Source organism: Psychromonas sp. SP041 (genome assembly GCF_000470315.2).
Classification (GTDB): domain Bacteria; phylum Pseudomonadota; class Gammaproteobacteria; order Enterobacterales; family Psychromonadaceae; genus Psychromonas.
In genome coordinates this window covers 72283-93517 of record NZ_CBRF02000007.1, presented here as the reverse complement: position 1 = coordinate 93517, position 21235 = coordinate 72283, and the positions used below count along the sequence as shown (strand labels likewise).

24 protein-coding genes are annotated in these 21235 nt (G+C 35.2%); 13 read left to right on the top strand and 11 right to left on the bottom strand.

What is annotated here, in order from left to right:
• Positions 1 to 111: 111 nt before the first annotated feature.
• The 3 genes from SP041_RS05735 to SP041_RS05725 all read left to right on the top strand — a co-directional run bounded on the left by SP041_RS05735 (position 112) and on the right by SP041_RS05725 (position 2277).
• Positions 112 to 693 carry a Maf family protein gene (locus tag SP041_RS05735; RefSeq protein ID WP_025562452.1) on the top strand — a complete coding sequence of 194 codons (582 nt, stop codon included), beginning with the start codon at positions 112 to 114 and terminating at the stop codon, positions 691 to 693.
• Between the two features lie 140 nt (positions 694 to 833).
• On the top strand, positions 834 to 1310 hold the full coding sequence (locus SP041_RS05730; protein WP_240791420.1) for a hypothetical protein: 477 nt from the start codon (positions 834 to 836) through the stop codon (positions 1308 to 1310).
• 703 nt (positions 1311 to 2013) lie between these two features.
• Positions 2014 to 2277, top strand: coding sequence for a glutaredoxin (locus SP041_RS05725; protein WP_025565493.1), 264 nt, complete (start codon positions 2014 to 2016; stop codon positions 2275 to 2277).
• Positions 2278 to 2610: 333 nt separating this feature from the next.
• Here the strand turns inward: SP041_RS05725 and uvrB are convergent, their stop codons facing one another.
• Entirely contained in the window at positions 2611 to 4635 is a 2025-nt protein-coding gene (gene uvrB / locus SP041_RS05720; protein WP_025565492.1) for an excinuclease ABC subunit UvrB, read from the bottom strand.
• An 885-nt stretch (positions 4636 to 5520) separates the two neighbouring features.
• Between uvrB and SP041_RS05715 the strand changes: the two genes are divergently transcribed.
• Both SP041_RS05715 and SP041_RS05710 read left to right on the top strand, forming a co-directional pair.
• Positions 5521 to 6105 (top strand): YajG family lipoprotein, encoded by a 585-nt coding sequence (locus SP041_RS05715; RefSeq protein ID WP_025565491.1) that lies wholly within the window; start codon positions 5521 to 5523, stop codon positions 6103 to 6105.
• 110 nt (positions 6106 to 6215) lie between these two features.
• Positions 6216 to 6764, top strand: coding sequence for a peptidylprolyl isomerase (locus SP041_RS05710; protein ID WP_025565490.1), 549 nt, complete (start codon positions 6216 to 6218; stop codon positions 6762 to 6764).
• Between the two features lie 132 nt (positions 6765 to 6896).
• Here SP041_RS05710 and minE read toward each other — a convergent pair whose 3' ends face one another.
• Genes minE through minC form a run of 3 tightly spaced genes read right to left on the bottom strand, consistent with a single transcriptional unit; the run spans position 6897 to position 8739 of the window.
• Positions 6897 to 7163 carry a cell division topological specificity factor MinE gene (gene minE, locus SP041_RS05705; RefSeq protein ID WP_025565489.1) on the bottom strand — a complete coding sequence of 89 codons (267 nt, stop codon included), beginning with the start codon at positions 7161 to 7163 and terminating at the stop codon, positions 6897 to 6899.
• Between the two features lies 1 nt (position 7164).
• Positions 7165 to 7977, bottom strand: a complete 813-nt coding sequence (gene minD / locus SP041_RS05700; RefSeq protein WP_025565487.1) for a septum site-determining protein MinD — start codon at positions 7975 to 7977, stop codon at positions 7165 to 7167.
• 18 nt (positions 7978 to 7995) lie between these two features.
• Entirely contained in the window at positions 7996 to 8739 is a 744-nt protein-coding gene (gene minC / locus SP041_RS05695; RefSeq protein WP_025565486.1) for a septum site-determining protein MinC, read from the bottom strand.
• A 126-nt stretch (positions 8740 to 8865) separates the two neighbouring features.
• Here minC and SP041_RS05690 point away from each other — a divergent pair, with 126 nt between their 5' ends.
• From SP041_RS05690 to SP041_RS05670, 5 genes are read left to right on the top strand one after another with little or no spacing between them, the layout of a single operon-like run.
• On the top strand, positions 8866 to 9156 hold the full coding sequence (locus tag SP041_RS05690) for a YcgL domain-containing protein (protein WP_025565485.1): 291 nt from the start codon (positions 8866 to 8868) through the stop codon (positions 9154 to 9156).
• Entirely contained in the window at positions 9153 to 10178 is a 1026-nt protein-coding gene (locus SP041_RS05685) for a lytic murein transglycosylase (protein WP_025565484.1), read from the top strand. Before SP041_RS05690 ends, SP041_RS05685 begins: the two co-directional genes overlap by 4 nt.
• A gap of 16 nt (positions 10179 to 10194) precedes the next feature.
• Positions 10195 to 10635, top strand: a complete 441-nt coding sequence (locus SP041_RS05680) for a YcgN family cysteine cluster protein (protein ID WP_025565483.1) — start codon at positions 10195 to 10197, stop codon at positions 10633 to 10635.
• A 25-nt stretch (positions 10636 to 10660) separates the two neighbouring features.
• Entirely contained in the window at positions 10661 to 11011 is a 351-nt protein-coding gene (gene arsC / locus SP041_RS05675; RefSeq protein WP_025565482.1) for an arsenate reductase (glutaredoxin), read from the top strand.
• A gap of 47 nt (positions 11012 to 11058) precedes the next feature.
• Positions 11059 to 11436 (top strand): DUF2069 domain-containing protein, encoded by a 378-nt coding sequence (locus SP041_RS05670; RefSeq protein WP_025565480.1) that lies wholly within the window; start codon positions 11059 to 11061, stop codon positions 11434 to 11436.
• A 116-nt stretch (positions 11437 to 11552) separates the two neighbouring features.
• Here the strand turns inward: SP041_RS05670 and hda are convergent, their stop codons facing one another.
• Together hda and SP041_RS05660 are read right to left on the bottom strand one after the other, a co-directional pair.
• On the bottom strand, positions 11553 to 12281 hold the full coding sequence (gene hda / locus SP041_RS05665; protein WP_025565479.1) for a DnaA inactivator Hda: 729 nt from the start codon (positions 12279 to 12281) through the stop codon (positions 11553 to 11555).
• A gap of 8 nt (positions 12282 to 12289) precedes the next feature.
• Positions 12290 to 13339 (bottom strand): DUF2066 domain-containing protein, encoded by a 1050-nt coding sequence (locus tag SP041_RS05660; RefSeq protein WP_025565478.1) that lies wholly within the window; start codon positions 13337 to 13339, stop codon positions 12290 to 12292.
• 276 nt (positions 13340 to 13615) lie between these two features.
• Between SP041_RS05660 and purM the strand changes: the two genes are divergently transcribed.
• Together purM and purN are read left to right on the top strand one after the other, a co-directional pair.
• Entirely contained in the window at positions 13616 to 14656 is a 1041-nt protein-coding gene (gene purM / locus SP041_RS05655) for a phosphoribosylformylglycinamidine cyclo-ligase (protein ID WP_025565477.1), read from the top strand.
• 4 nt (positions 14657 to 14660) lie between these two features.
• Positions 14661 to 15314: a phosphoribosylglycinamide formyltransferase gene (gene purN / locus SP041_RS05650; protein WP_025565476.1), complete on the top strand. Its 654-nt coding sequence runs from the start codon at positions 14661 to 14663 to the stop codon at positions 15312 to 15314.
• A gap of 460 nt (positions 15315 to 15774) precedes the next feature.
• Here the strand turns inward: purN and SP041_RS05645 are convergent, their stop codons facing one another.
• Positions 15775 to 16455: an LrgB family protein gene (locus SP041_RS05645; RefSeq protein ID WP_025562712.1), complete on the bottom strand. Its 681-nt coding sequence runs from the start codon at positions 16453 to 16455 to the stop codon at positions 15775 to 15777.
• Positions 16455 to 17006, bottom strand: a complete 552-nt coding sequence (locus tag SP041_RS05640; protein ID WP_025562714.1) for a CidA/LrgA family protein — start codon at positions 17004 to 17006, stop codon at positions 16455 to 16457. Before SP041_RS05640 ends, SP041_RS05645 begins: the two co-directional genes overlap by 1 nt.
• An 86-nt stretch (positions 17007 to 17092) precedes the next feature.
• Here SP041_RS05640 and murQ point away from each other — a divergent pair, with 86 nt between their 5' ends.
• Positions 17093 to 17986 (top strand): N-acetylmuramic acid 6-phosphate etherase, encoded by an 894-nt coding sequence (gene murQ, locus SP041_RS05635; protein ID WP_025562715.1) that lies wholly within the window; start codon positions 17093 to 17095, stop codon positions 17984 to 17986.
• Positions 17987 to 18567: 581 nt separating this feature from the next.
• Here the strand turns inward: murQ and galU are convergent.
• The 3 genes from galU to SP041_RS05620 all read right to left on the bottom strand — a co-directional run bounded on the left by galU (position 18568) and on the right by SP041_RS05620 (position 21199).
• Positions 18568 to 19395: a UTP--glucose-1-phosphate uridylyltransferase GalU gene (gene galU / locus SP041_RS05630; RefSeq protein ID WP_025562716.1), complete on the bottom strand. Its 828-nt coding sequence runs from the start codon at positions 19393 to 19395 to the stop codon at positions 18568 to 18570.
• Between the two features lie 98 nt (positions 19396 to 19493).
• Entirely contained in the window at positions 19494 to 20366 is an 873-nt protein-coding gene (gene rluB, locus SP041_RS05625) for a 23S rRNA pseudouridine(2605) synthase RluB (RefSeq protein ID WP_025562717.1), read from the bottom strand.
• 212 nt (positions 20367 to 20578) lie between these two features.
• A complete protein-coding gene (locus SP041_RS05620; protein ID WP_025562718.1) occupies positions 20579 to 21199 on the bottom strand; it encodes an L-threonylcarbamoyladenylate synthase in 621 nt (206 codons plus the stop codon).
• Between the last annotated feature and the right edge of the window lie 36 nt (positions 21200 to 21235).

Below are 21235 nucleotides of genomic sequence, written 5' to 3'. Positions count from 1 at the left end.
CAATATAGTCAAAGAAAAAGCGCTATTTTTCTTAAGTTTTTATTCAGCTATCGCTTTATTCTTTCGTAGTCCTTAAAATAAACTTATTTTTATACTTAAGTAAGGTCTATTATGCCACAAAAGCTAGTGTTAGCATCGACTTCACCGTTTAGAAAACAGTTGTTAGAAAAACTGCATCTAGACTTTTCCACAGCTAACCCACAGGTTAACGAAGACGAACTGCTAGGGGAAACAGCAGTTCAATTAGTAGAGAGGCTAGCAATTGCAAAAGCACAAGCAGTGGTTAGTGACTTTCCGGATGCCTTAATCATAGGGTCTGACCAAGTTTGTTTAAACAACGGTAAAATATTAGGCAAGCCTGGTAACTTTGAAAATGCCTTTAAGCAATTAAAAGCGGCGAGCGGTCAACATGTCACTTTTTACACAGGACTCGCTGTCGTTAATAGCAAAACAGGCCAAGTTCATTCTTTAGTTGAACCCTTTGAAGTATATTTCCGAGCGTTATCAGATCAGATGATTACTAACTATCTGAATAAAGAACAACCTTATAATTGCGCCGGTAGTTTTAAAAGTGAAGGTTTTGGTATTAGTTTATTCAGTCGCTTTGACGGTAAAGATCCAAATAGTTTAATTGGCTTACCGCTTATCTCTTTGATTGAGTTGTTAGAAAAAGAAGGGTTAGCTGTACTTTAATGTTTATTATTCTATTTACTGACTACTGATTACTGTGCTTATACCTATTAAATAAATAGTAGAAAGCAAACAATCAGTAAGGTAAGTAATACCGCGAGATAAATGGCATAGTAAGTAATAAGCTGAACGTAGGATTTGACATGAGTTATCAAAGTAACACTCTTGTCATTTTCTACCTATCCAATAAAAACAGCATAGTAGGCAATATGACACAAGAAACACTCCCTATTCAAATCATTGCAGATCAAACATTTTCTAGTGCACTTAACCCTTTATTAAATAAACTAGAAATGTGGATCAATTTTCAAGCATTAAAAGCAAATTGGTATGGCGATGACGCGTGTATGTTATCTTTTCATTTTACATTAGTGAGAGCATTAGCAGACGACTTATCATTTATAAGTAATGAAAAAAACGCAGAAATAAATAAAGAGGATTGGATTATCGATAACCATGTAGCCTATTGTTATCAACAAAATAACTTAACCACCAGTGCATATATTGCTGTTACTGATTTAATCAAAACAAAAATCAATATCGAATATGAAATTAAAAAGCGTTTAATTCAAGTCACTAATGCCATTGCAAAAAAGCACGCTTTAACGCCATTAGGTTAGCCTCTTATTTTATTTGATAACTGGTAAGTCCCGAATAATAACTAAAGTAAGCAGACTAACTTCAAGCTCCCTCTTTCTCACTTATCTTAAAAACATTTGCTCGATCACCAATTATATTTTCAAAGTAGATGTATACCCGTCAGCATTCAAGGAACAAAATTCAGCAAGCAGTGCAGTAATACCAAAAGAATTAATAAGGAGATCATTCTTGCTGGTTAAAATTCCCCCTAACTGCGTTGTGAGTTTTGAAGTGAGAACAACTACCTCCTACAACTCACGCCTTATTAGTGTTAATTTTTCCTGCGCAATCTCTGATCACTTATTTAATTCCATTGGTATAAGCAGGTGCTAGGCAGAAAGAAGAATATCTAACGGGTATATCTCATAATAAATAACCGCTAGAGTTTATTGGTTAAAACAATCATTTGGACAAATGGGGGCAAACTTTAGACATTTGGTTGCCTTTATTACTGCACAACACCTTATATTAATGCCATAAATAGAGTATTTAATAAATACAGCTTTGTCGTTATCGATTGATTATAGTCATTAATTTGGCGATGAAGAGTTAAGTTTAGTTAGTTTAAATTAATTAAATCTGAACGAGACATTTCATTCACATCTATAATTTACTTAGCATTTACTTTGAATTTAAAATAGAAAATAGAAAACAATAAACTAATACACATTAAGGAAAAAGCACATGACGTTATCACAAACACAACCTAAATCTATGTCTCTTTATTATTATGACGGCTGTCCTTATTGTGTAATGACACGTAAAGCGATACAAAAACTAGGTGTGAATATTGAACCAAGAAATATTCAGCAGCATAACCAACACCGAAGTGATTTGATTCAAGGTGGCGGTAAAAAGCAAGTACCTTGTTTACGTATCGAGCATAGCAATGGTGAAACACAATGGTTATATGAATCAAGTGATATTGTTAACTTTATATCGCAATAAATATTATTAAGATTTCAGCTTACATCTTTAATTAACGAGTTAACGCTGCAAGATTAAAAATATAATTTGATAAGAATTAATCTTATGTTTATTTTGCTCATCAAAACAAACATAAGATTTAAATGACACTATCTAGTAAAAGCTTCCGCAATGCTATTCACAAAGCGCCACTAACAAATCGTTACAATAATGACACGGTTTAGAACCCTACTGTAACTAGCTCTAGTGAATCGCTCTATAGTAAATAATGTTTTCTATAACCGTGTCTTCTATAATAATGTTCTCATAACAGTGTCTTCTATAACAAAATTTCTATAACAATGTTGTCGCGCATTACCCTACAGACAACAGTCGCTCGTGTAATTTTGTCACTTGGTCACGTAATTGTGCCGCTTTTTCAAATTCCAAATCTTTAGCAAAAGCAAACATCTGTTTTTCAATTTTTGCGATCTCTTTTAAGATATCTTTCTCTGTACGTAATGGTTTCTTGGCATTATATGAACCACCGTTTTCTGCCACATTAATAGGTGTGATATTGCTTTTCGGTTGAGGTTTTTGCCCTAACTGCATCACATCAGTGACTTCTTTAGATAAACCTTTAGGTTCAATGCCATTAGCTTTATTAAAATCATCTTGCAGTATTCGTCTATCTTCCGTGACTTTAATGGCTTTACGCATTGATTCAGTAATTCTATCGGCATAAAGAATCGCTTTACCTTCTAAATTACGCGCCGCTCTCCCCATGGTTTGAATGAGAGAACGCTCTGAACGTAAGAAGCCTTCTTTATCTGCATCTAGAATCGTCACTAAAGAAACTTCAGGAATATCTAACCCTTCACGTAATAAGTTAATACCGATCAATACATCAAATACACCTAAGCGTAAGTCTCGAATAATCTCAACTCGCTCAACCGTATCAACATCTGAATGTAAATAACGCACTTTAATACCATGTTCACTTAAGTATTCCGTTAAATCTTCTGCCATACGCTTAGTTAGCGTGGTCACTAACACACGTTCATTTTTTGGAACACGAATATTAATTTCAGATAATAAGTCATCAACCTGTGTAGCCACTGGACGTACTTCGATAATGGGATCTAACAAACCCGTTGGACGAATCACCTGTCTAATAATATCTCCTTGTGATTTATTTATTTCATAATCACTCGGAGTAGCCGACACATAAATAGTTTGGGGTGCGAGTTTTTCAAACTCTTCAAATTTTAATGGACGATTATCCAATGCAGACGGTAAACGGAAACCATAATTAACTAAGTTTTCTTTACGAGATCGGTCACCTTTATACATAGCACCAATTTGTGGCACGGTAACATGGCTTTCATCAATGACTAATAATCCGTTGCTAGGTAAGTAATCAAATAAGGTCGGCGGTGCTTCCCCTATTCCACGACTAGATAAGTAGCGAGAGTAATTTTCAATACCAGAACAGTAACCTAATTCATTCATCATCTCTAAATCATACAAAGTACGTTGTGAAATACGCTGTTCTTCTATCAATTTATTTTCAGCTAAGAAGGTTTTCTTACGATCTTGTAACTCTTCTTTAATACCTTCTATCGCTTTAAAAATTTGCTCTTTAGGGGTTACATAGTGAGTTTTAGGAAAAATAGTAGTACGTGACAATTGCTCAATTTGTTGACCTGTTAATGGGTCAAACACACTAATATTTTCTACTTCATCATCAAAGAGCTCAATTCGAATAGCTTGTTTTTCTGAATCAGCAGGAAAGATATCAACCACTTCCCCACGCACACGGAAAGTACCTCGGCTTAACTCTGTTTCATTACGTGTGTATTGAATATCCACTAGACGTTGTAAAATTTCTCTACTAGAAATGATTTCACCCACACTAATATGCAACATCATCTTTAAATAAGACTGTGGATCACCTAAGCCATAAATAGCAGAAACGGATGCCACTAACACCACATCATCACGCTCTAATAACGCTTTTGTTGCAGATAAACGCATCTGTTCAATATGGGCATTAACTGCTGCATCTTTTTCTATAAAGGAATCTGAGCTAGGAACATAGGCTTCAGGTTGGTAATAGTCATAATAAGAAACAAAATACTCAACCGCATTATTGGGGAAAAAAGCTTTCATCTCACCGTATAATTGTGCAGCCAGTGTTTTATTGGGTGCCAAAATTAAAGTCGGTTTATTTAATTGAGCGATGGTATTGGCTAAGGTGAATGTTTTTCCTGACCCTGTTACACCCAACAATGTTTGAAACGCAAGACCGGACTCTATGCCTTCAACTAATTTAGTAATCGCTTGTGGTTGATCTCCAGCGGGAGAGAAAGGACAAACTAACTCAAACGGTTTACTCATAGATCCTCATTATATCTCTTGGTGTAGTCGTTAATCTTACCATTACTAATGAGCAACGGTAGGATGATTTTTTAAAATAATATATTGATAAAAAATTAAGCGAGTTTAGAAAACTAAGGGAAATAGAGCTTATAGAGATATCTAATGTCGAACTTAATCTTTCTATTAACAAAAATGCTACAAAACAGTCATAAAATACCTTAACTATTAATAAAAAATATTAAGTGGCATAACAGGCATAGTGTATCAATTGAGTATATCCACCAAATATGCCGCTCATTAAACGAGCGGTTAAGATTCCTTAAAGGAAAACTTTGTCAATATAAATAAATATATTTATTCCCTATATATTCACAGAAATCTATTGACAGACTAAAAAACAAAAGGGATATTGAAGGTAACCTTGGAAACCTAAAAAAAACCACTTGACGATTATAACCAGTTGAAAAACAAAGGTTATTTTTTACGGTTAAAAATAACTCTATTTAACCAGAGCCAAGTCATATCAAGGGTTTCAGAACGATCTTCATTAACTTCCCACAGAGTTATCCACAGAAAAAGTGGATAACCATCGCTAGCCTAGACTTCATCAGTGTTACAGAAAGATTAAGTTAATATGACGGAGATCTCATCTTATAAAAAACCAGTAATATTGATCATATTTTACATAAAATGTTTTTATAAACTCATAGACACATTTATTTATTGAAAGTGGAAAATAATAGGTATTAATGATAAAAAACAGCTTGTTTTATGCTAAATGTCATTTTTAAAATTATTTGGGGTGAAAATTAAAACAATTAATCCCAACAGATAGATTTATTAATTCGCTTCAATAATAGGTTTGTTATGATGTGTTTTTAATTCTCTTATTAGGATCTTAAAATGTTTAATGCTTTTTTCAAATCATTATTAATCATCACCAGTTTATTAACATTAATCAGTTGTACTTCGACCCCTTCTTATACCAATATAATGCCCGAGCTTAATATTGAAAAAGGAGCTTATACTTTTACAAACCCACAACCCTGGGTAATTAATAGCCAAGATGAAAGAGTAGCTCGTCATTTGATTGAAATAGTTGATGGCGATAATGTTGCACAACTCATTAATGAACAACAATCTTTACGTTTATTAATTGAAAAAAGTTTAACTAAAGCTTGGACAGATAATCAATTAAAGATCGCTCATACAAGCGATTACAAGGTCGATATTAAATTAGTTAAAGCACTTGCTACAGTGACAGAAAATACAGCTAGCTACGATGTCTCATCACAAATGATGGTTAAAGTGGCATTAACACACCAAGGTAACTCCTTCATCAAGTTATTTCGTTCAAACAAACAATGGGATGCTGCTTTCTCAGCTAATATAGCCAATATTACTAAACGCATGAATAAACAATTATCACTTTTATTGGCTCAAATAGTTGAAGACCAAGAACTAAACGAACAGATGCAAGTGTTTTAATTAGCGATTATGTTAGAACTTTTCCTAACAACAAATTAGTATTCACTACAACTTTTAAATACTAATTTAAATTAGTATTTAAATACAAAAAACAAACACAAGGAATCACCATGAAATACATTACGGCATTCATTTTATTATTAACAAGCCATATAGCACTAGCAGCCAACCCAAGTGTGGTGATTGATACTAACCAAGGACAAATAACTGTCGAGTTATATCCTGAAAAGGCGCCTAAAACTGTGGCTAACTTTTTAGCTTACATTAAAAGAGATGAATTCAAAGAAACAACTTTTCACCGAGTTATTGAAGGCTTTATGATCCAAGGTGGTGGTTTCTTAGCATCAGGTCAACGTTTAGAGACGCTCGCATCGATTCAGAACGAGTCTAAAAATGGATTGAGTAATGAACGAGGTACTATTTCAATGGCACGTACTGGCAATCCTCATTCAGCTTCTCGTCAGTTCTTTATTAATCAAAAAGATAATTCATTTTTGGATGCAAGCACTAATAAATGGGGTTATGCAGTATTTGGTAAAGTGACAGTAGGTTTAGAGGTAGTTGATAAAATAGCTAACGTTAAAACAGCATCACAAGATAAACCTGTAGAGCCTGTTATTATTAATAAAATTACATTAGTAAAAGATAGCGCTGAATAATACGTTAATAAAATAATGTTATGACCACAAAAAATGCGACTTAGTAGTCGCATTTTTTATAGTAAGAAGAAGCAGCAATATCCTTATATCTATTCACTTAGCGATGAGCAAAGTGAATAAATCATCGAAAACTTACTTTAGTTTAGGTAACGTTACATTAACTTCTAAGACAGACATGTCATCATCTGCTCTATCATTAAATTCACATTTAACATCATCAGATGATATATCCATATATTTACGGATAACTGCGACTAACTCTTTTTGTAACTCAGGCATATATGAAGGGACATCAAAACTAGAGTGCTCATGAGCAACAATAATTTGTAAGCGATCCTTTGCTAATTTTGCAGTACCTTTTTTAGGTTTATCCTTTCTAAAGTATTGTAATAATCCCATCTTACCCTCCAAATATGCGGCTTAAAAAGCCTTTCTTTTCAACAGTAACAAAACGTAAATCACGTTGGTGACCTAATAGTCTGTCTACTGCATCTTGATAAGCTTTACCTGCATCACTTTCTTGGTTCAGTATCACTGGTTCACCTAAGTTAGATGCGCTTAATACATCCTTAGATTCAGGGATCACACCTAATAAATCAATGCCTAATAAGTCATCAATATCTTCAATGCTAAGCATTTCTTCACGCTCAACACGCTCAGGGCTATAACGTGTGATCAACAAATGAACCTTAACCGGTTCCATTTGTTTTTCTGAACGATATGATTTGCTTGATAACATACCTGTAATACGGTCTGAATCTCGCACCGACGATACTTCGGGGTTTGTCGTTACAATCGCTTCATCAGCAAAATACAATGCCATCATTGCACCTTGCTCAATACCTGCTGGTGAATCACAAATAATGTATTCAAAGCCATCCGCTTTTAACGCTTCGATAACTTCTGCAACACCTTCTTGTGATAAAGCATCTTTATTACGCGTTTGAGATGCAGGTAAAATATAAAGTGTTTCTACACGTTTATCTTTTACTAATGCTTGTTGCAAATTTGCTTCGCCGTTAATAACATTGATAAGATCGTAAACCACACGGCGTTCACAACCCATGATCAAATCTAAATTTCTTAAACCGATATCAAAATCAATGATGACAGTTTTAGCACCTGTTTTAGCTAAACCAGTGCCAATAGCTGCACTGCTTGTTGTTTTACCAACACCACCTTTACCAGACGTGACAACAATTACCTTTGCCATATAACTTTCCTTTGTATTTTAAATTTTATTTAAACTTGAAAAGACCATATTCTGATCTTCTAAAGAAACAGAGCAAGAGGTTGACCACATATCCTCTGGTAATGTTTCACTTAATTTATAAACACCTGCGATTGATACTAATTCAGGCTCTAATACAGTACAAAAAATAGCCGCGCCAGTATTACCCATGGCACCCGCTAATGCTTTACCTCTTAGCGTTCCGTAAATGTGAATATTGCCATCAGCAATAACTTCGGCACCTGCGCCTACATCACCACTAATCACCAAATCACACTCTTTAGCATAAATCTGTTGGCCTGAGCGAACTCGGCCACTATGCACTTTCGTTTTCACTTCGCCAGGAACAAATGATTCTTCCGGCGATGCTTCAGTGCTTTCTTTAATGTCTTTTGTTGAATCCGCGTCCTGTTCTGATTTTTGCTCAGTAGGGGCAGTTTTAACGATTTGTCTTTTCGAACCGTGCAATACAGCAATCGAATATTGACTTGCTTGTTGTTTTTGCTGTTCTGACACTTTGCCTGTAATACCTGTCAAAATAAAACCATGCTCTTCAACGGTTTTTTGCAATTGTAAAAAATCGATATTTAACGATGTTTCTACAATATTCACTACCATTGGCGTCTTAGCGAAAAATTCTGGAGCCATTAAACGCCTTTTATTTAATTCTTCGGCTAGCTCTGAAAGGTTTTCACTGTCTAGGTTTACTACTAACAAGGTAAAATTTAACGATTTTAACGTCATAATTGTCCTTTCTAATTAAATCTTTATTATTTGACATAAAATTCAGTCAATTTCTATAAAAAATAAATGCTTATGCATGTTATAGTTTGCATCAACATTAGGCAAGCAAAGGGCTAGATAAGTATTATGTTATGTGCTGTATATAAAAGTATCCGTAAACCACAAACCTATATTTTTGTTGCAAAACGAGATGACTTCTCTCAAGTCCCTACTCCTTTGCTAGAACAATTTGGGCCACCACAATTAGTTTCTATATTAAATATCAAAGAAACCACAAAAATGGCGATGGCAGAGGCCTCTAGAGTGATCAAAGCAGTAACTGATTCAGGTTTTTACTTACAGTTACCACCACCACCTATCGATTATTTAAAAGACCATAAAAATCGTAAACTACAGCAATTGGAATCAGAGTCATGAAAACAATTAATTTATTTTCAAAAAACATCAACTATTTTCTAAAAAGTTTATCTATTATCACTTTATGTAGCTTTTCTACAAGTAGTTTTGCAAACACTGAGCGTGACATTTCATTTACTAAATATGTAGACGATCTTAAAAAAGAAGCCATCGAGTCAGGTATTGATGAAAAGACAGTCAATAATGCCTTTAAAGACGTTAAGTTTTTACAACGCAGTGTGTCTTCAGATAAGCAACAACCTGAATTTAAAATGACATTAGATACGTATATTCCAAGAGCAGTACCTGATTGGAAAATTAAACAAGCAAGAGCGGCTTACAAAAAGCATTATCACCTGCTACAAAAAATCGGTAAAGAATACGGAGTACAACCGCGTTTTATTGTTGCTTTATGGGGTATCGAAACTAACTTTGGTCGTTTAACTGGACGTCATTATGTTATTTCATCTTTAACAACGATGGCTTATGAAGGTCGTCGTGAAACGTTATTCAAAAAACAATTATTTGCAGCACTGACCATCCTAGAGCAAGGTCACATTACCCAAGATAAATTCATTGGTTCATGGGCAGGTGCGATGGGTCAAGTACAATTTATGCCAACGTCATACTTGAATTATGCCGTTGATTACGACGGTGATGGTAAAAAAGATATCTGGAATACACCGGGCGATGTTTTTGCTTCAGCCGCTAACTACCTTAAAACTGAAGGTTGGGATGATACTCATATATGGGGACGTCAAGTTAGGTTACCTGAAGGCTTCGATGTTGAGCTAGCGGGTATTAAACAACAAAAATCATTAGCAGAATGGCAAGCTTTAGGCGTTCGTCGATATGAAGGACAAGACTTACCTAACGTAGAATTACAAGCTTCTATCGTTATTCCTGATGATAAAAATGGCCGAGTTTATCTCGCGTACAATAATTATAAAGTATTAATGCATTGGAATCGTTCTTATTATTTTGCTACCGCAGTAACTTACTTATCTGAACGTATTATGTCACCACCGATCGTAGTTAAGTAAGAGAAAAGAGTAATAAATGAATAATTTCTGGGAAACTAAAACACTGTCACAAATGTCTCAAAATGAATGGGAATCACTTTGTGATGGTTGTGGTAAATGCTGTCTTAATAAAATAATTGATGATGAAACAGAAGCGTTACATTTTACCAATGTGGCTTGTCATCTTTTACATACAAAAACCTGTCGATGTAAAAAGTATGAAAATCGATTAAAAATAGTGCCTGACTGCGTAAAAATATCATTGGATGATATTGAACAATTTCATTGGTTGCCAGCGAGTTGTGCTTATAAACGATTAATTGAAGAGAAACCATTACCTGAATGGCATCCTTTAATAACAGGAAGCCAGTCAGCTATGCATAAAGGGGGTCATTCAATTCGAGGTAAAATTGTATCAGAAACGCAAGTTGACCCAGATAATTTAGAAGACTACATTGCTATTTGGCCTGCCGAATAAAGACTTAATATAATACGAGGTTGTTATGACAGATATTACTTTTTACCACAATCCACGTTGCTCTAAAAGCCGTGAAACATTAGCGTTAGTCGATAATGAAAAAAATACGGTTGATATAATAAAGTACTTAGAGAATCCACCGTCAGTAGAGACGATTAAAACACTTATTTCACAATTAGGTTTTGACTCTGCACGACAACTAATGCGCACGAAAGAAACGCTATATAAAGAACTAAACCTTGCTTCAGAGCATGATGAGTCGACTTTAGTAATCGCTTTACAAGCGAACCCGAAACTAATTGAGCGTCCGATTGTAGTGGCAAATGGAAAAGCTGCGATTGGCCGTCCACCTGAATCAGTACTCGCGATACTTTAGTTGTAAACTTTGCTTTTTATTAATAGCATTAACGATAAAGGGATTAAATGAACACCTTACATTTTCAACGTATTGCACAATGTGGATATTTTGGTTTATTAATATTGGTTCCCCTTTGGCACCTTTATTTATCACCACCTCCATTAGGTATTAGCCCAGTTTTAATAACACTTATTTGGTTAATTCCATTGTTATGTCCTTTAAAAGGCATTGTTCAGGGCAATCCTTATACCTATGCATGGAGTGGTTTTATATCACTTATCTACATCATGCATGGCAGTGTCATTATCATGGGTAACGATCAGGAACTTTGGTTAGCTATTATTGAATTTATATTCGCGAGTTTATTTTTAGCGGGTAATATCTACTTTGCTAAATACCGTGGGATAGAGCTTGGGTTAAGCATTCGTAAAAAAAAGAAATGACCCATTAAAACTGCCTTTAAGGCGCTCTCTAAAATTAAAAAGCCACTTCAGTAAGTGGCTTCTTAATTGGTTTTTTATTTTACGTTGTCAACTATCCATTTTCACTTATAAACCAGTTATAAACGTAACACTTCTTTAACGAAAGGAATGGTTAATTTTCGTTTCGCTTCTAATGAGGCATTGTCTAATTGGTCTAATGTATTCAGCAACATACACATTTCACGAGACAGACGATTTAATAAAAAACGTCCTACATCAATCGGTAAACGCATGCCCTTTAATTGAGCTCGTAATTGTAAAGCACCTAGTTTTTCTTCATCATTAAGCGGTTGTAAATGATGGCAAGCGCCCCACTCTAAACGCGAGACTAAATCAACTAACTCAACCCCTATTTGTTTAGGTAAGTCACTAGCAGAAATCACTAAATTAGCACCAGGGACTCGGTTATCTTTATTATCTAACCAACGATTATAAAAATCAAAAAGAGCTTTTTCCCATTTTTTATCACCCGCAATTGCATCGACATTATCAATACAAACAAGCGTAATATTTTCCATGTTTTCGAAAATATCTAAGGTCATACTGCGATAATGGTGCAAAGGAATATAAGCAACGGTTTCGCCTATTTCATCTACTTCGGAACATAATGCATGTAGTAAATGAGAACGACCACTGCCGGATTCTCCCCACATATATAATATTGGTTCGCCGATACCTACCACGTTATTTTTAAGTAACGTTAACAGTTCTGCATTTTGACCTGGATAAAAGCTGGCAAACGTTTCATCGTCTGGAAACTTTAAAGCAAGTAAAGGGTATTGAAATCTTAATTCATCTTGAGGCATTAAATACTCTATGGTTGCCAATTATAGTAAAAAGGAGCAGTTGATATTAAATCTTTTTGCAATTTTGGTTGTGCATTCAATGCATTTTCCAAACTTGCTAAGCTACCTTTTAATGTTACTAATACTTCTAATTTTTTATCATTTAAACTAACAACTTCAAAACTCTCTACTGAATTTAAGTTATTAAGAATATCGTTAATACTCATTAACTTTTCGAGAGAGTTAATATTATTAATATTTAATAGCTGAGCAGATCTTGCACCATTATTTTCTAAAATGGCAAATTGCTTAGCGTAGTAATCAGCTATCTCACCTAGCATTGTAGACATCACACCTGCTTTATCGCCATTACTTGTTTGTTTAATCAACACCTGATTTTTTTTACTCTGCGCATTGTACTGCACTAGCTCCCATTTTAACTGCCATTGCTGCGCGTTGATACTGGTTAAATTAGCTAACACAAAATATTCTGCATCATAACGTTTAGAAGCATCCGCAACGGTTTGGTAAAAACGTCCACTTACATCAGACACTGAAACCGTTAAGAGATCATCAAGATCAACAAGTGGAAATTTACCCGTGATCCCACGTTCTATTTGCGACTTATTTAATCCCCATGATATTGCGCCATCTTGGCTACTATCCACCATGTTTTCAGATGTTAATTGTCTATCTTCATTCACTAACCAAATTAATGGACTAGGTCGTGTTTCGCCCCAAATAGGTTGTTGCATCGCGATAAGCGCACTATTAATGGCTTGTTTTTCAAAAAGAGCAAAATAGAAACGTTTATCATTAATATCTTGATAACCAAATTGAGCCAGCATATCAGGTATGCTTTTAGCGAGCGTTTTACTGCCATCTAACTTAACAATATCGACATTGCCTGATACTTTAATTAAAACTTGTTCGAGCGCTTCTTCTCTTAATTTATCTTCATTGCTGTCTTCTGCAGGTACTAACCCTTGATAAGGGCTGATCTGAGGTAAAGCAACGCTATGTACCGAGAAAAACAAACTTATTACAGCAAAAAAACGAACTAAACGATTACTTTTCATTTATTTACACAACCATTAAATTAATCAATATGAGGGAGATCATAAGCAGATCCTATACTAATGCAAGTTTCAGGTAATAAATATCTTAAAAGGCCTGACTATTATATGTATTTTAATCACTTAGCACGAGTATTACGAAAATATTCAGCAAAATAGACAATTCTTTTCAGAAATAATTCGACCCTAGTCTTATAAATGCTAAAATGCGGGCAATTTTAATCTTCTAAACTTTTTAAAGCGATATTCGCTTTTAACTTCTATTTGTGGGGAATGCAAGTGAGCAACCAAAAAACCTCTTTAAGCTATAAAGACGCTGGTGTTGATATTGACGCAGGTACAGCATTAGTTGAACGTATTAAAGGTGTAGCAAAACGCACTAAACGTCCTGAAGTAATGGGCGGACTTGGTGGTTTTGGCGCTTTATGTCAACTACCAACAGGTTATAAAGAGCCATTATTAGTTGCCGGTACTGATGGTGTAGGCACAAAATTGCGTTTAGCAATTGACCTTAAAAAGCATGATACGGTTGGTATTGATCTTGTTGCTATGTGTGTGAACGACTTAATCGTTCAAGGTGCAGAGCCACTATTTTTCCTAGACTACTACGCAACAGGTAAATTAGATGTTGATGTAGCTGCAGATGTTGTAACGGGTATTGGTGAAGGTTGTTTATTATCAAACTGTTCATTAATCGGTGGCGAAACTGCTGAAATGCCAGGCATGTATGAAGGTGATGATTACGATATCGCTGGTTTCTGTGTTGGTGTTGTTGAAAAGTCAGAAGTGATCGACGGTACTAAAGTCGCTGCTGGCGATGCATTAATTGCTGTTGCTTCAAGTGGTCCTCACTCAAACGGTTACTCACTTGTTCGTAAAATTTTAGAAGTATCAAAAGCAGATACAAGTGCACCCTTTGGTGATTCAACACTAGGCGATACTTTATTAACGCCAACTAAAATCTACGTTAAATCTACATTAGAATTAATCAAAAACTGTCCTGTACATGCTATTTCACATATTACTGGTGGCGGTTTCTGGGAAAATATTCCTCGTGTATTACCCGCTGGCAGCAAAGCAGTTGTTGATGGTAAGAGCTGGGAATGGCCTGCTATTTTCAACTGGTTACAAGAAAATGGTAACGTAGAAACAGAAGAAATGTATCGCACATTTAACTGTGGTGTTGGCCTAATGATTGTTGTTCCTGCTGCTGAAAAAGAAAAAGCAGTTGAGATCTTAAATGCACAAGGTGAAAACGCTTGGGTATTAGGTCATATCGAAGACGCTGCTGAAGGTGAATCTCAAGTAGAGATCAAATAATACAATGGCGACTAAAAAGATAGTTGTACTTATTTCAGGAAGCGGCAGTAACCTGCAAGCACTAATGGATAAGTTACATAAGCAGCAAATAAATGATCAACAAGTCGAAATTATTGCTGTGATCAGCAATAAAGCAGATGCGTTTGGATTACAACGTGCTAGTGATGCAAATATTCCTGCTATCTTAGTTGAAAGTAAAGGTGTCGGATCGCGTGAGCAATACGATGCTTTATTAGCAGTTGAGTTAGATAAGTTACAACCGGATCTTATTTTATTAGCAGGGTTTATGCGTATTTTAACTTCTGATTTTGTTAATCAATATCAAGGTAAAATGCTTAACATCCACCCGTCTTTATTACCAAAGTATCCAGGTGTTAATACACACCAACGTGCGATTGATGCTGGCGATAAAGAGCATGGTGCAACAGTACACTTTGTTACGCCAGAGCTTGATAGTGGTCCAACAGTATTACAAGCTAAAGTACCTATTTTCTCTGAAGATAGTGCACAAGACTTAACTGAGCGAGTATTAACGCAAGAACATCAAATATATGCTCTTGCCGCATCTTGGTTTGTTAGTGGTCGTTTAAATATGCAAGGTCAGTTTGCCTATTTAGATGATAAGCAATTAAATGAATTTGGTTACGCGGCTGATTAATTGGCTACTACCCATTATATTTATTAAGCTGTAATGAATGTGAAATCAAAAAAACCGAAGCTTGCTTCGGTTTTTTATTGCCTATTGTTAATACTAACTCTGATAAATAGCTGATCTATTTTACTTGCTAAAAAATTCACTTCTTTGTTGTAAATTTTGTAAAAGGAAACAATAATTTACTTCAATTTATACCTCGAATTAAATTGTTTTTTCTGCGCCAAATTTAGATCTCATACTTAACGTAATGGGTATAATACTAAAAGAATTAATAAGGTGATCATTCTTGCTGGTTAAACTCACCCCTAACTGCGTTGTGAGTTTTGAAGTGAGAACAACTATCTCCTTATTAGTGTTAATTTTTCCTGCGCAATCTCTGATCACTTATTTAATTCCATTGGCATAACTATAAAGCTAGTTTAAAGTAATCTTAAAATAAGATTAAAATAAGATTAAAATAAGATTAAACAATGAGCCACTGATACAGAATAGGCATAATCAACGCTGATAATATTGCACATACAATCAAAGCGATAGAAGAAAAAGCCCCAGCTTCTTCATTATCTTCTAAAATTTTAGCTGTCCCTAAAGCATGTGACGCACAACCAATTGCAACGCCAATCGCTTGCTGATCCTTTACCCTACATAATGTTAAAAAAGGTAAACCAATACTGGCACCGATAATACCTGCAAAAATAACCATAGCGGCAGTCAATGACACAATACCATTTAACTTCGAACTAATTTCCATTGCAATAGGTGTAGTAACCGATTGCCCAGCAAAAGAAGCCGCTGTAATTAAATCAGCACCTAACAACGGCATAATGTAAAAAGCACAAAAGAAAGCAACAAAAACGGCTAATAAACAACTGATAAGAATGAATTTCAAACGTGATCTAATGACTTTTAGTTGTAAATAAAGTGGCACCGCTAACGCAACAATAGCGGGCTCTAAAAAGGCAGTTATGACAGAAGTCCCTTGCTGATAATCAACAAAAGGAATATCAAAGATGAGTAACGTTAAAATTAAGCCAAAGATGGTTAACAAGACAGGATTTAATAACCCACTTGGTTTTAAGCTATATAACTTTTTTGCCAAATAAAATAACAATAAAGTAAGTGGCGCTGCAATATAAACAAACATTATCTTTCCTCTCTGCTTAACCATTGATAACAATGACCGACCATGAATAACGTAAATAATGTAGTAAAAAACAAAGAGAATATAATCACTAACCAATGTTCAGCAATTAATTCAAAATAGTTAACTAAGCCAACACCAATAGGTATAAATAATAGGGCTAAATATTTTAAGAATAAGTTACCAGTAAATTCAATCCAACTTAATTTAATAATACCAAGAGAAAGTGCTACAAATAGCATCAACATACCCAGTATAGAAGCAGGAAAAGTAATTTCAAAATAACGAACAATCATTTTAGCGATTGATAAGAACAACATGATAATGAGTAAACCCAATACGAGTTGTAACGTATTTTTTACTAATGTCGCTACTTTCTGTTTTTTTGTAAACACGATGCTATCAGGCTTATCTAGATTACTTCCATTACCTGCGTTGTTCGCATTATCTTCATTTTTCACTTCTAGTTTATCCCCATCATTTTTTATGTTATTGCTTTTATGATTAGCTATATTTTGATCTTGTTTCTTAGGTATTTTCGAAGGCTGTTTCATGATATCAATTCAACTCGATTAAGTGAGCTGTTATTATACCAACTTACATCCACAGTGTTAAAAGCTATTATGACTAAGTGCCTATTATGAGTTTATCTTTACAGCAATTTATTACCGAAAGCCGCAATCCAGCTAGTGCGAATATTGATACTGTATCAACATTAGACATGCTGACCATTATTAATAACGAAGATAAAAAAGTAGCCATTGCCGTAGAAGCTATTCTTCCTCATATTGCTCAAGCCGTTGATGTTATTCAACAAGCTTTTAGCAAAGGGGGACGTTTATTATATTGCGGTGCAGGGACTTCCGGCCGTTTAGGTATATTAGATGCAAGTGAGTGCCCTCCTACTTTTGGCAGCCCAGCCGAACAAGTGATTGGATTAATTGCAGGTGGTAAACCCGCTATTTTAAAAGCAGTTGAGAATGCCGAAGATAATATTCAAGCAGGCCAACAAGATTTACAGAATATACAATTAACGAATAAAGATATTGTTGTCGGCATTGCAGCGAGCGGACGAACTCCCTATGTTATTGGTGCGATGCAATATGCAAAAGTTCAAGGTTGTACTGTTATCAGCCTTTGTTGTAACAACAATAGTGAAATGTCTCATATTGCAGATATAAAATTAGACATCATTGTTGGCCCTGAAGTCGTCACAGGCTCTTCAAGAATGAAAGCAGGCACAGCACAAAAAATGGTACTGAACATGCTTACAACAGGCTCTATGATAAAAAGTGGTAAAGTTTTTGGTAACCTAATGGTTGATGTACAAGCAACCAATGAAAAGTTAATAGAGCGACAAAAGAAAATAATAATGGAAGCAACAGAGTGCTCTCGAGAAATTGCAGACGTTGCATTAAACGAATCAGGTAATCATTGTAAAACAGCAATCGTAATGGTGCTAACGGGCTTAGATGTTAACCAAGCCAAAAACAGTTTAAAACAACATCAAGGCTTTATAAGACAATGCATTTAACCACAATATTATTTACCACTCGATTCAGTACAATTTAGTAATAAAATCCTTTTACTTAATTTTCTCCTCCCTTCCTGTCTCCGTGGTTAACTCTGTTTTGGGTTTTAAAAGGTTTTAAAAATAAAAACGACCACGAAGCCGCTTCGTTGCACGAAGAACAAGAAAAATGATAAAGCTATTAAAAAATAACCCTTTTTATCTAACCTTCTTTGCCCTTCCTGTCTTCGTAGTTAATTCGTTTTTTATTTGAAAAGGTTTTAGAAAAAAAACGACCACGAAGTCGCTGCGCTGCACGAAGAACACGAAGGAAGACAAGGAAAATAACAAGACGATTAAACAATAAACGTCTTTTCTCTAACCTTATTTTCCCTTCGAGTCTTCCTGGTTAATCTAGTTTTGAATTTTAAAAGGTTTTAAAAATAACAAACGACCACGAAGTCGCTGCGCTGCACGAAGCACACGAAGGAAGATAAGCAAAAATAACAAGCAATCACTACATCGCCTTAAAATATAAAAAAGGCAAAAAAAAACCGTTCAGGTTAGTGAACGGTTTTAGATAAATAAGCGATTTAAATTAATGCTTATTCTTCATATAAATTTTCATAAACAAAGTTTGTCGCTTCTATGTAACCGGGTACACTACCGCAATCAAAACGTTTACCTTTGAATTTATAAGCTAAAACACAACCTGATTTAGCTTGCGCTAATAGTGCATCAGTGATTTGAATTTCACCTCCTTTACCTGGTTTAGTGTTCTTCAGGATTTCAAAAATATCAGGCGTTAAAATATAACGACCGATAATTGCAAGGTTACTTGGCGCAGTACCAGGAGCTGGTTTTTCAACCATATCATCAACGCGGTAAATATCATCTCTGATGACAGACCCTTTAATGACACCATATTTATGAATTTCGTCTTCAGGTACTTCTTCAACTGCAACAATTGAACAACGGAACTGCTCGTATAAAGCAACCATCTGCTTTAATACGCCATCACCTTCTTGATTGATACATAAGTCATCAGCTAAGACCACAGCAAAAGGTTGATCGCCGATCAACTCTTGTCCTACCAATATAGCGTGGCCAAGACCTTTCATTTGACGTTGGCGAATGAAAGAAAAAGTAGCCGTGTCCATAATTTTACGGATATCTTTTAATTTTTCTTCTTTTGGTGTGCCACTAATTTCTTTTTCTAATTCATAATTATGGTCAAAATGATCTGAGATAGAATGCTTACCTCGTCCAACCACAATACCCATACCCGTCATGCCTGCTTCAATTGCTTCATCAACCCCAAATTCAATCAAAGGTTTGTTAACAAGTGGCATCATTTCTTTTGGCATAGACTTAGTTGCAGGTAGAAAACGTGTCCCATAACCTGCTGCTGGAAATAAACATTTTTTAATCATAACCCCTCACTTAATGAATACATTTACTTGATTTAAATCTACTTTATCACTCTTTTATGCATAAAACACCTAACATAATAGAGTGATAATTTAAAAATCTAACTTCTTGTACGGGTAACACGACGACGTTCGCCGGCTTTACGATGTTGATTATGTTTTTTAACCGCTCGACGAATTCTCGCTTGAGGGTTAGTCACTTTATTCACTTCAACACGGACTTTTGTCTCTGTTTCACGCGGCATGTTCACTAATTTACGTAAATAATTTACTTCTTTTAGTGTTAGTTCCTGCCAACCGCCCTGCGGTAATTGATTATTTAGAATGATATTACCGTAACGAACACGCATTAAACGACTAACTTGTAGACCTTGGCTTTCCCATAAACGACGAACTTCACGAGTACGGCCTTCAGTTAATACTACATGGAACCAACGGTTAATACCTTCACCGCCATGCTCTTTGATATCTAAGAATTTAGCTTCACCATCTTCAAGCTGAACCCCCATGCGTAAACGGTTTAAAATAGCTTCAGTAACGTCACCAAAAACACGTACAGCGTATTCACGTTCAATTTGTTGACTTGGGTGCATCATTTTATTAGCGAATTCGCCATCTGTTGTAAACAACAATAAACCTGATGTATTGATATCTAATCGACCGATTGAAATCCAACGCGAACCTTTTAATGCAGGTAAACGATCAAATACTGTTTTACGCCCTTCTTCGTCACTACGGGTACAAACTTCACCTTCAGGTTTGTTGTAAGCCAAAATACGACATACAACACTCTCTGCAGCTTGGTATTTAACAACATGACCATCAAGTCTAATCACTTGCTCTTGTGTTACTCGTTCGCCTAATTCAACAATTTTACCATCAAGGCTAACACGCCCTTCAGCAATCACTGTTTCCATTTTACGACGAGAACCTAATCCAGCACGGGCTAATACTTTTTGTAATTTTTCACTCATTTTCTTTTCCTTTGGGTAATTCACATTATGCCAACTGCACTTTTTACTACGCTAAACAAAAAGCGACTGTGCATACATTTCATTTTTAACTGCTTTACGAATTATTTGCTAACTACTTCATGTAGTTCGCTATGTAACTACTTATATAACTACTTATATAACTATTTATGCAAAAAACTATTTAGATTTAAACTAAACAGTTTTTTTCAATTTTATTGGAATGGGCTTAAATCGCCCGCTCCTTCTCTGACGATAACAACTTCGTCATCAGATAAATCAATCACCGTCGTTGGTGATTCTCCGAGATATCCACCATTAAGGATCAAATCAACCTGATTCTCTAATAGGTCTCTAATCTCTTCAGGGTCAAATTCTGTGCTGGTTTTGCCAGGTAAAATAAGGCTGGTTGTCATTAATGGCGTTGTTAACTCTTCTAATAACGCTAATGCAATTGCATTATCTGGAATACGAATACCAATAGTACGTTTGCTTGGGTTCATTAAACGTTTAGGTAAATCTTTAGTCGATTTAAAAATAAATGTATACGGCCCAGGCGTATTACTTTTCAACATACGATAAGCGCTATTATCAACGCGTGCATAGACTGCAATTTCAGCAAGATCTTTACACACTAACGTGAAATTATGCTTCTTATCTATTTTTCTAATATGGCAAATACGTTCTAACGCATTTTTATCATCGATTGCACAACCTAATGCATAACCAGAATCGGTAGGATAAATAATTACTCCACCTTTCTCGATTATTTCAGCAGCCTGTTTCATCAAACGCTTTTGTGGGTTTTCAGGGTGAACATAAAAAAACTGACTCATAATTCTCTTCTACTGTTAATGATGGCTGTGCTTATC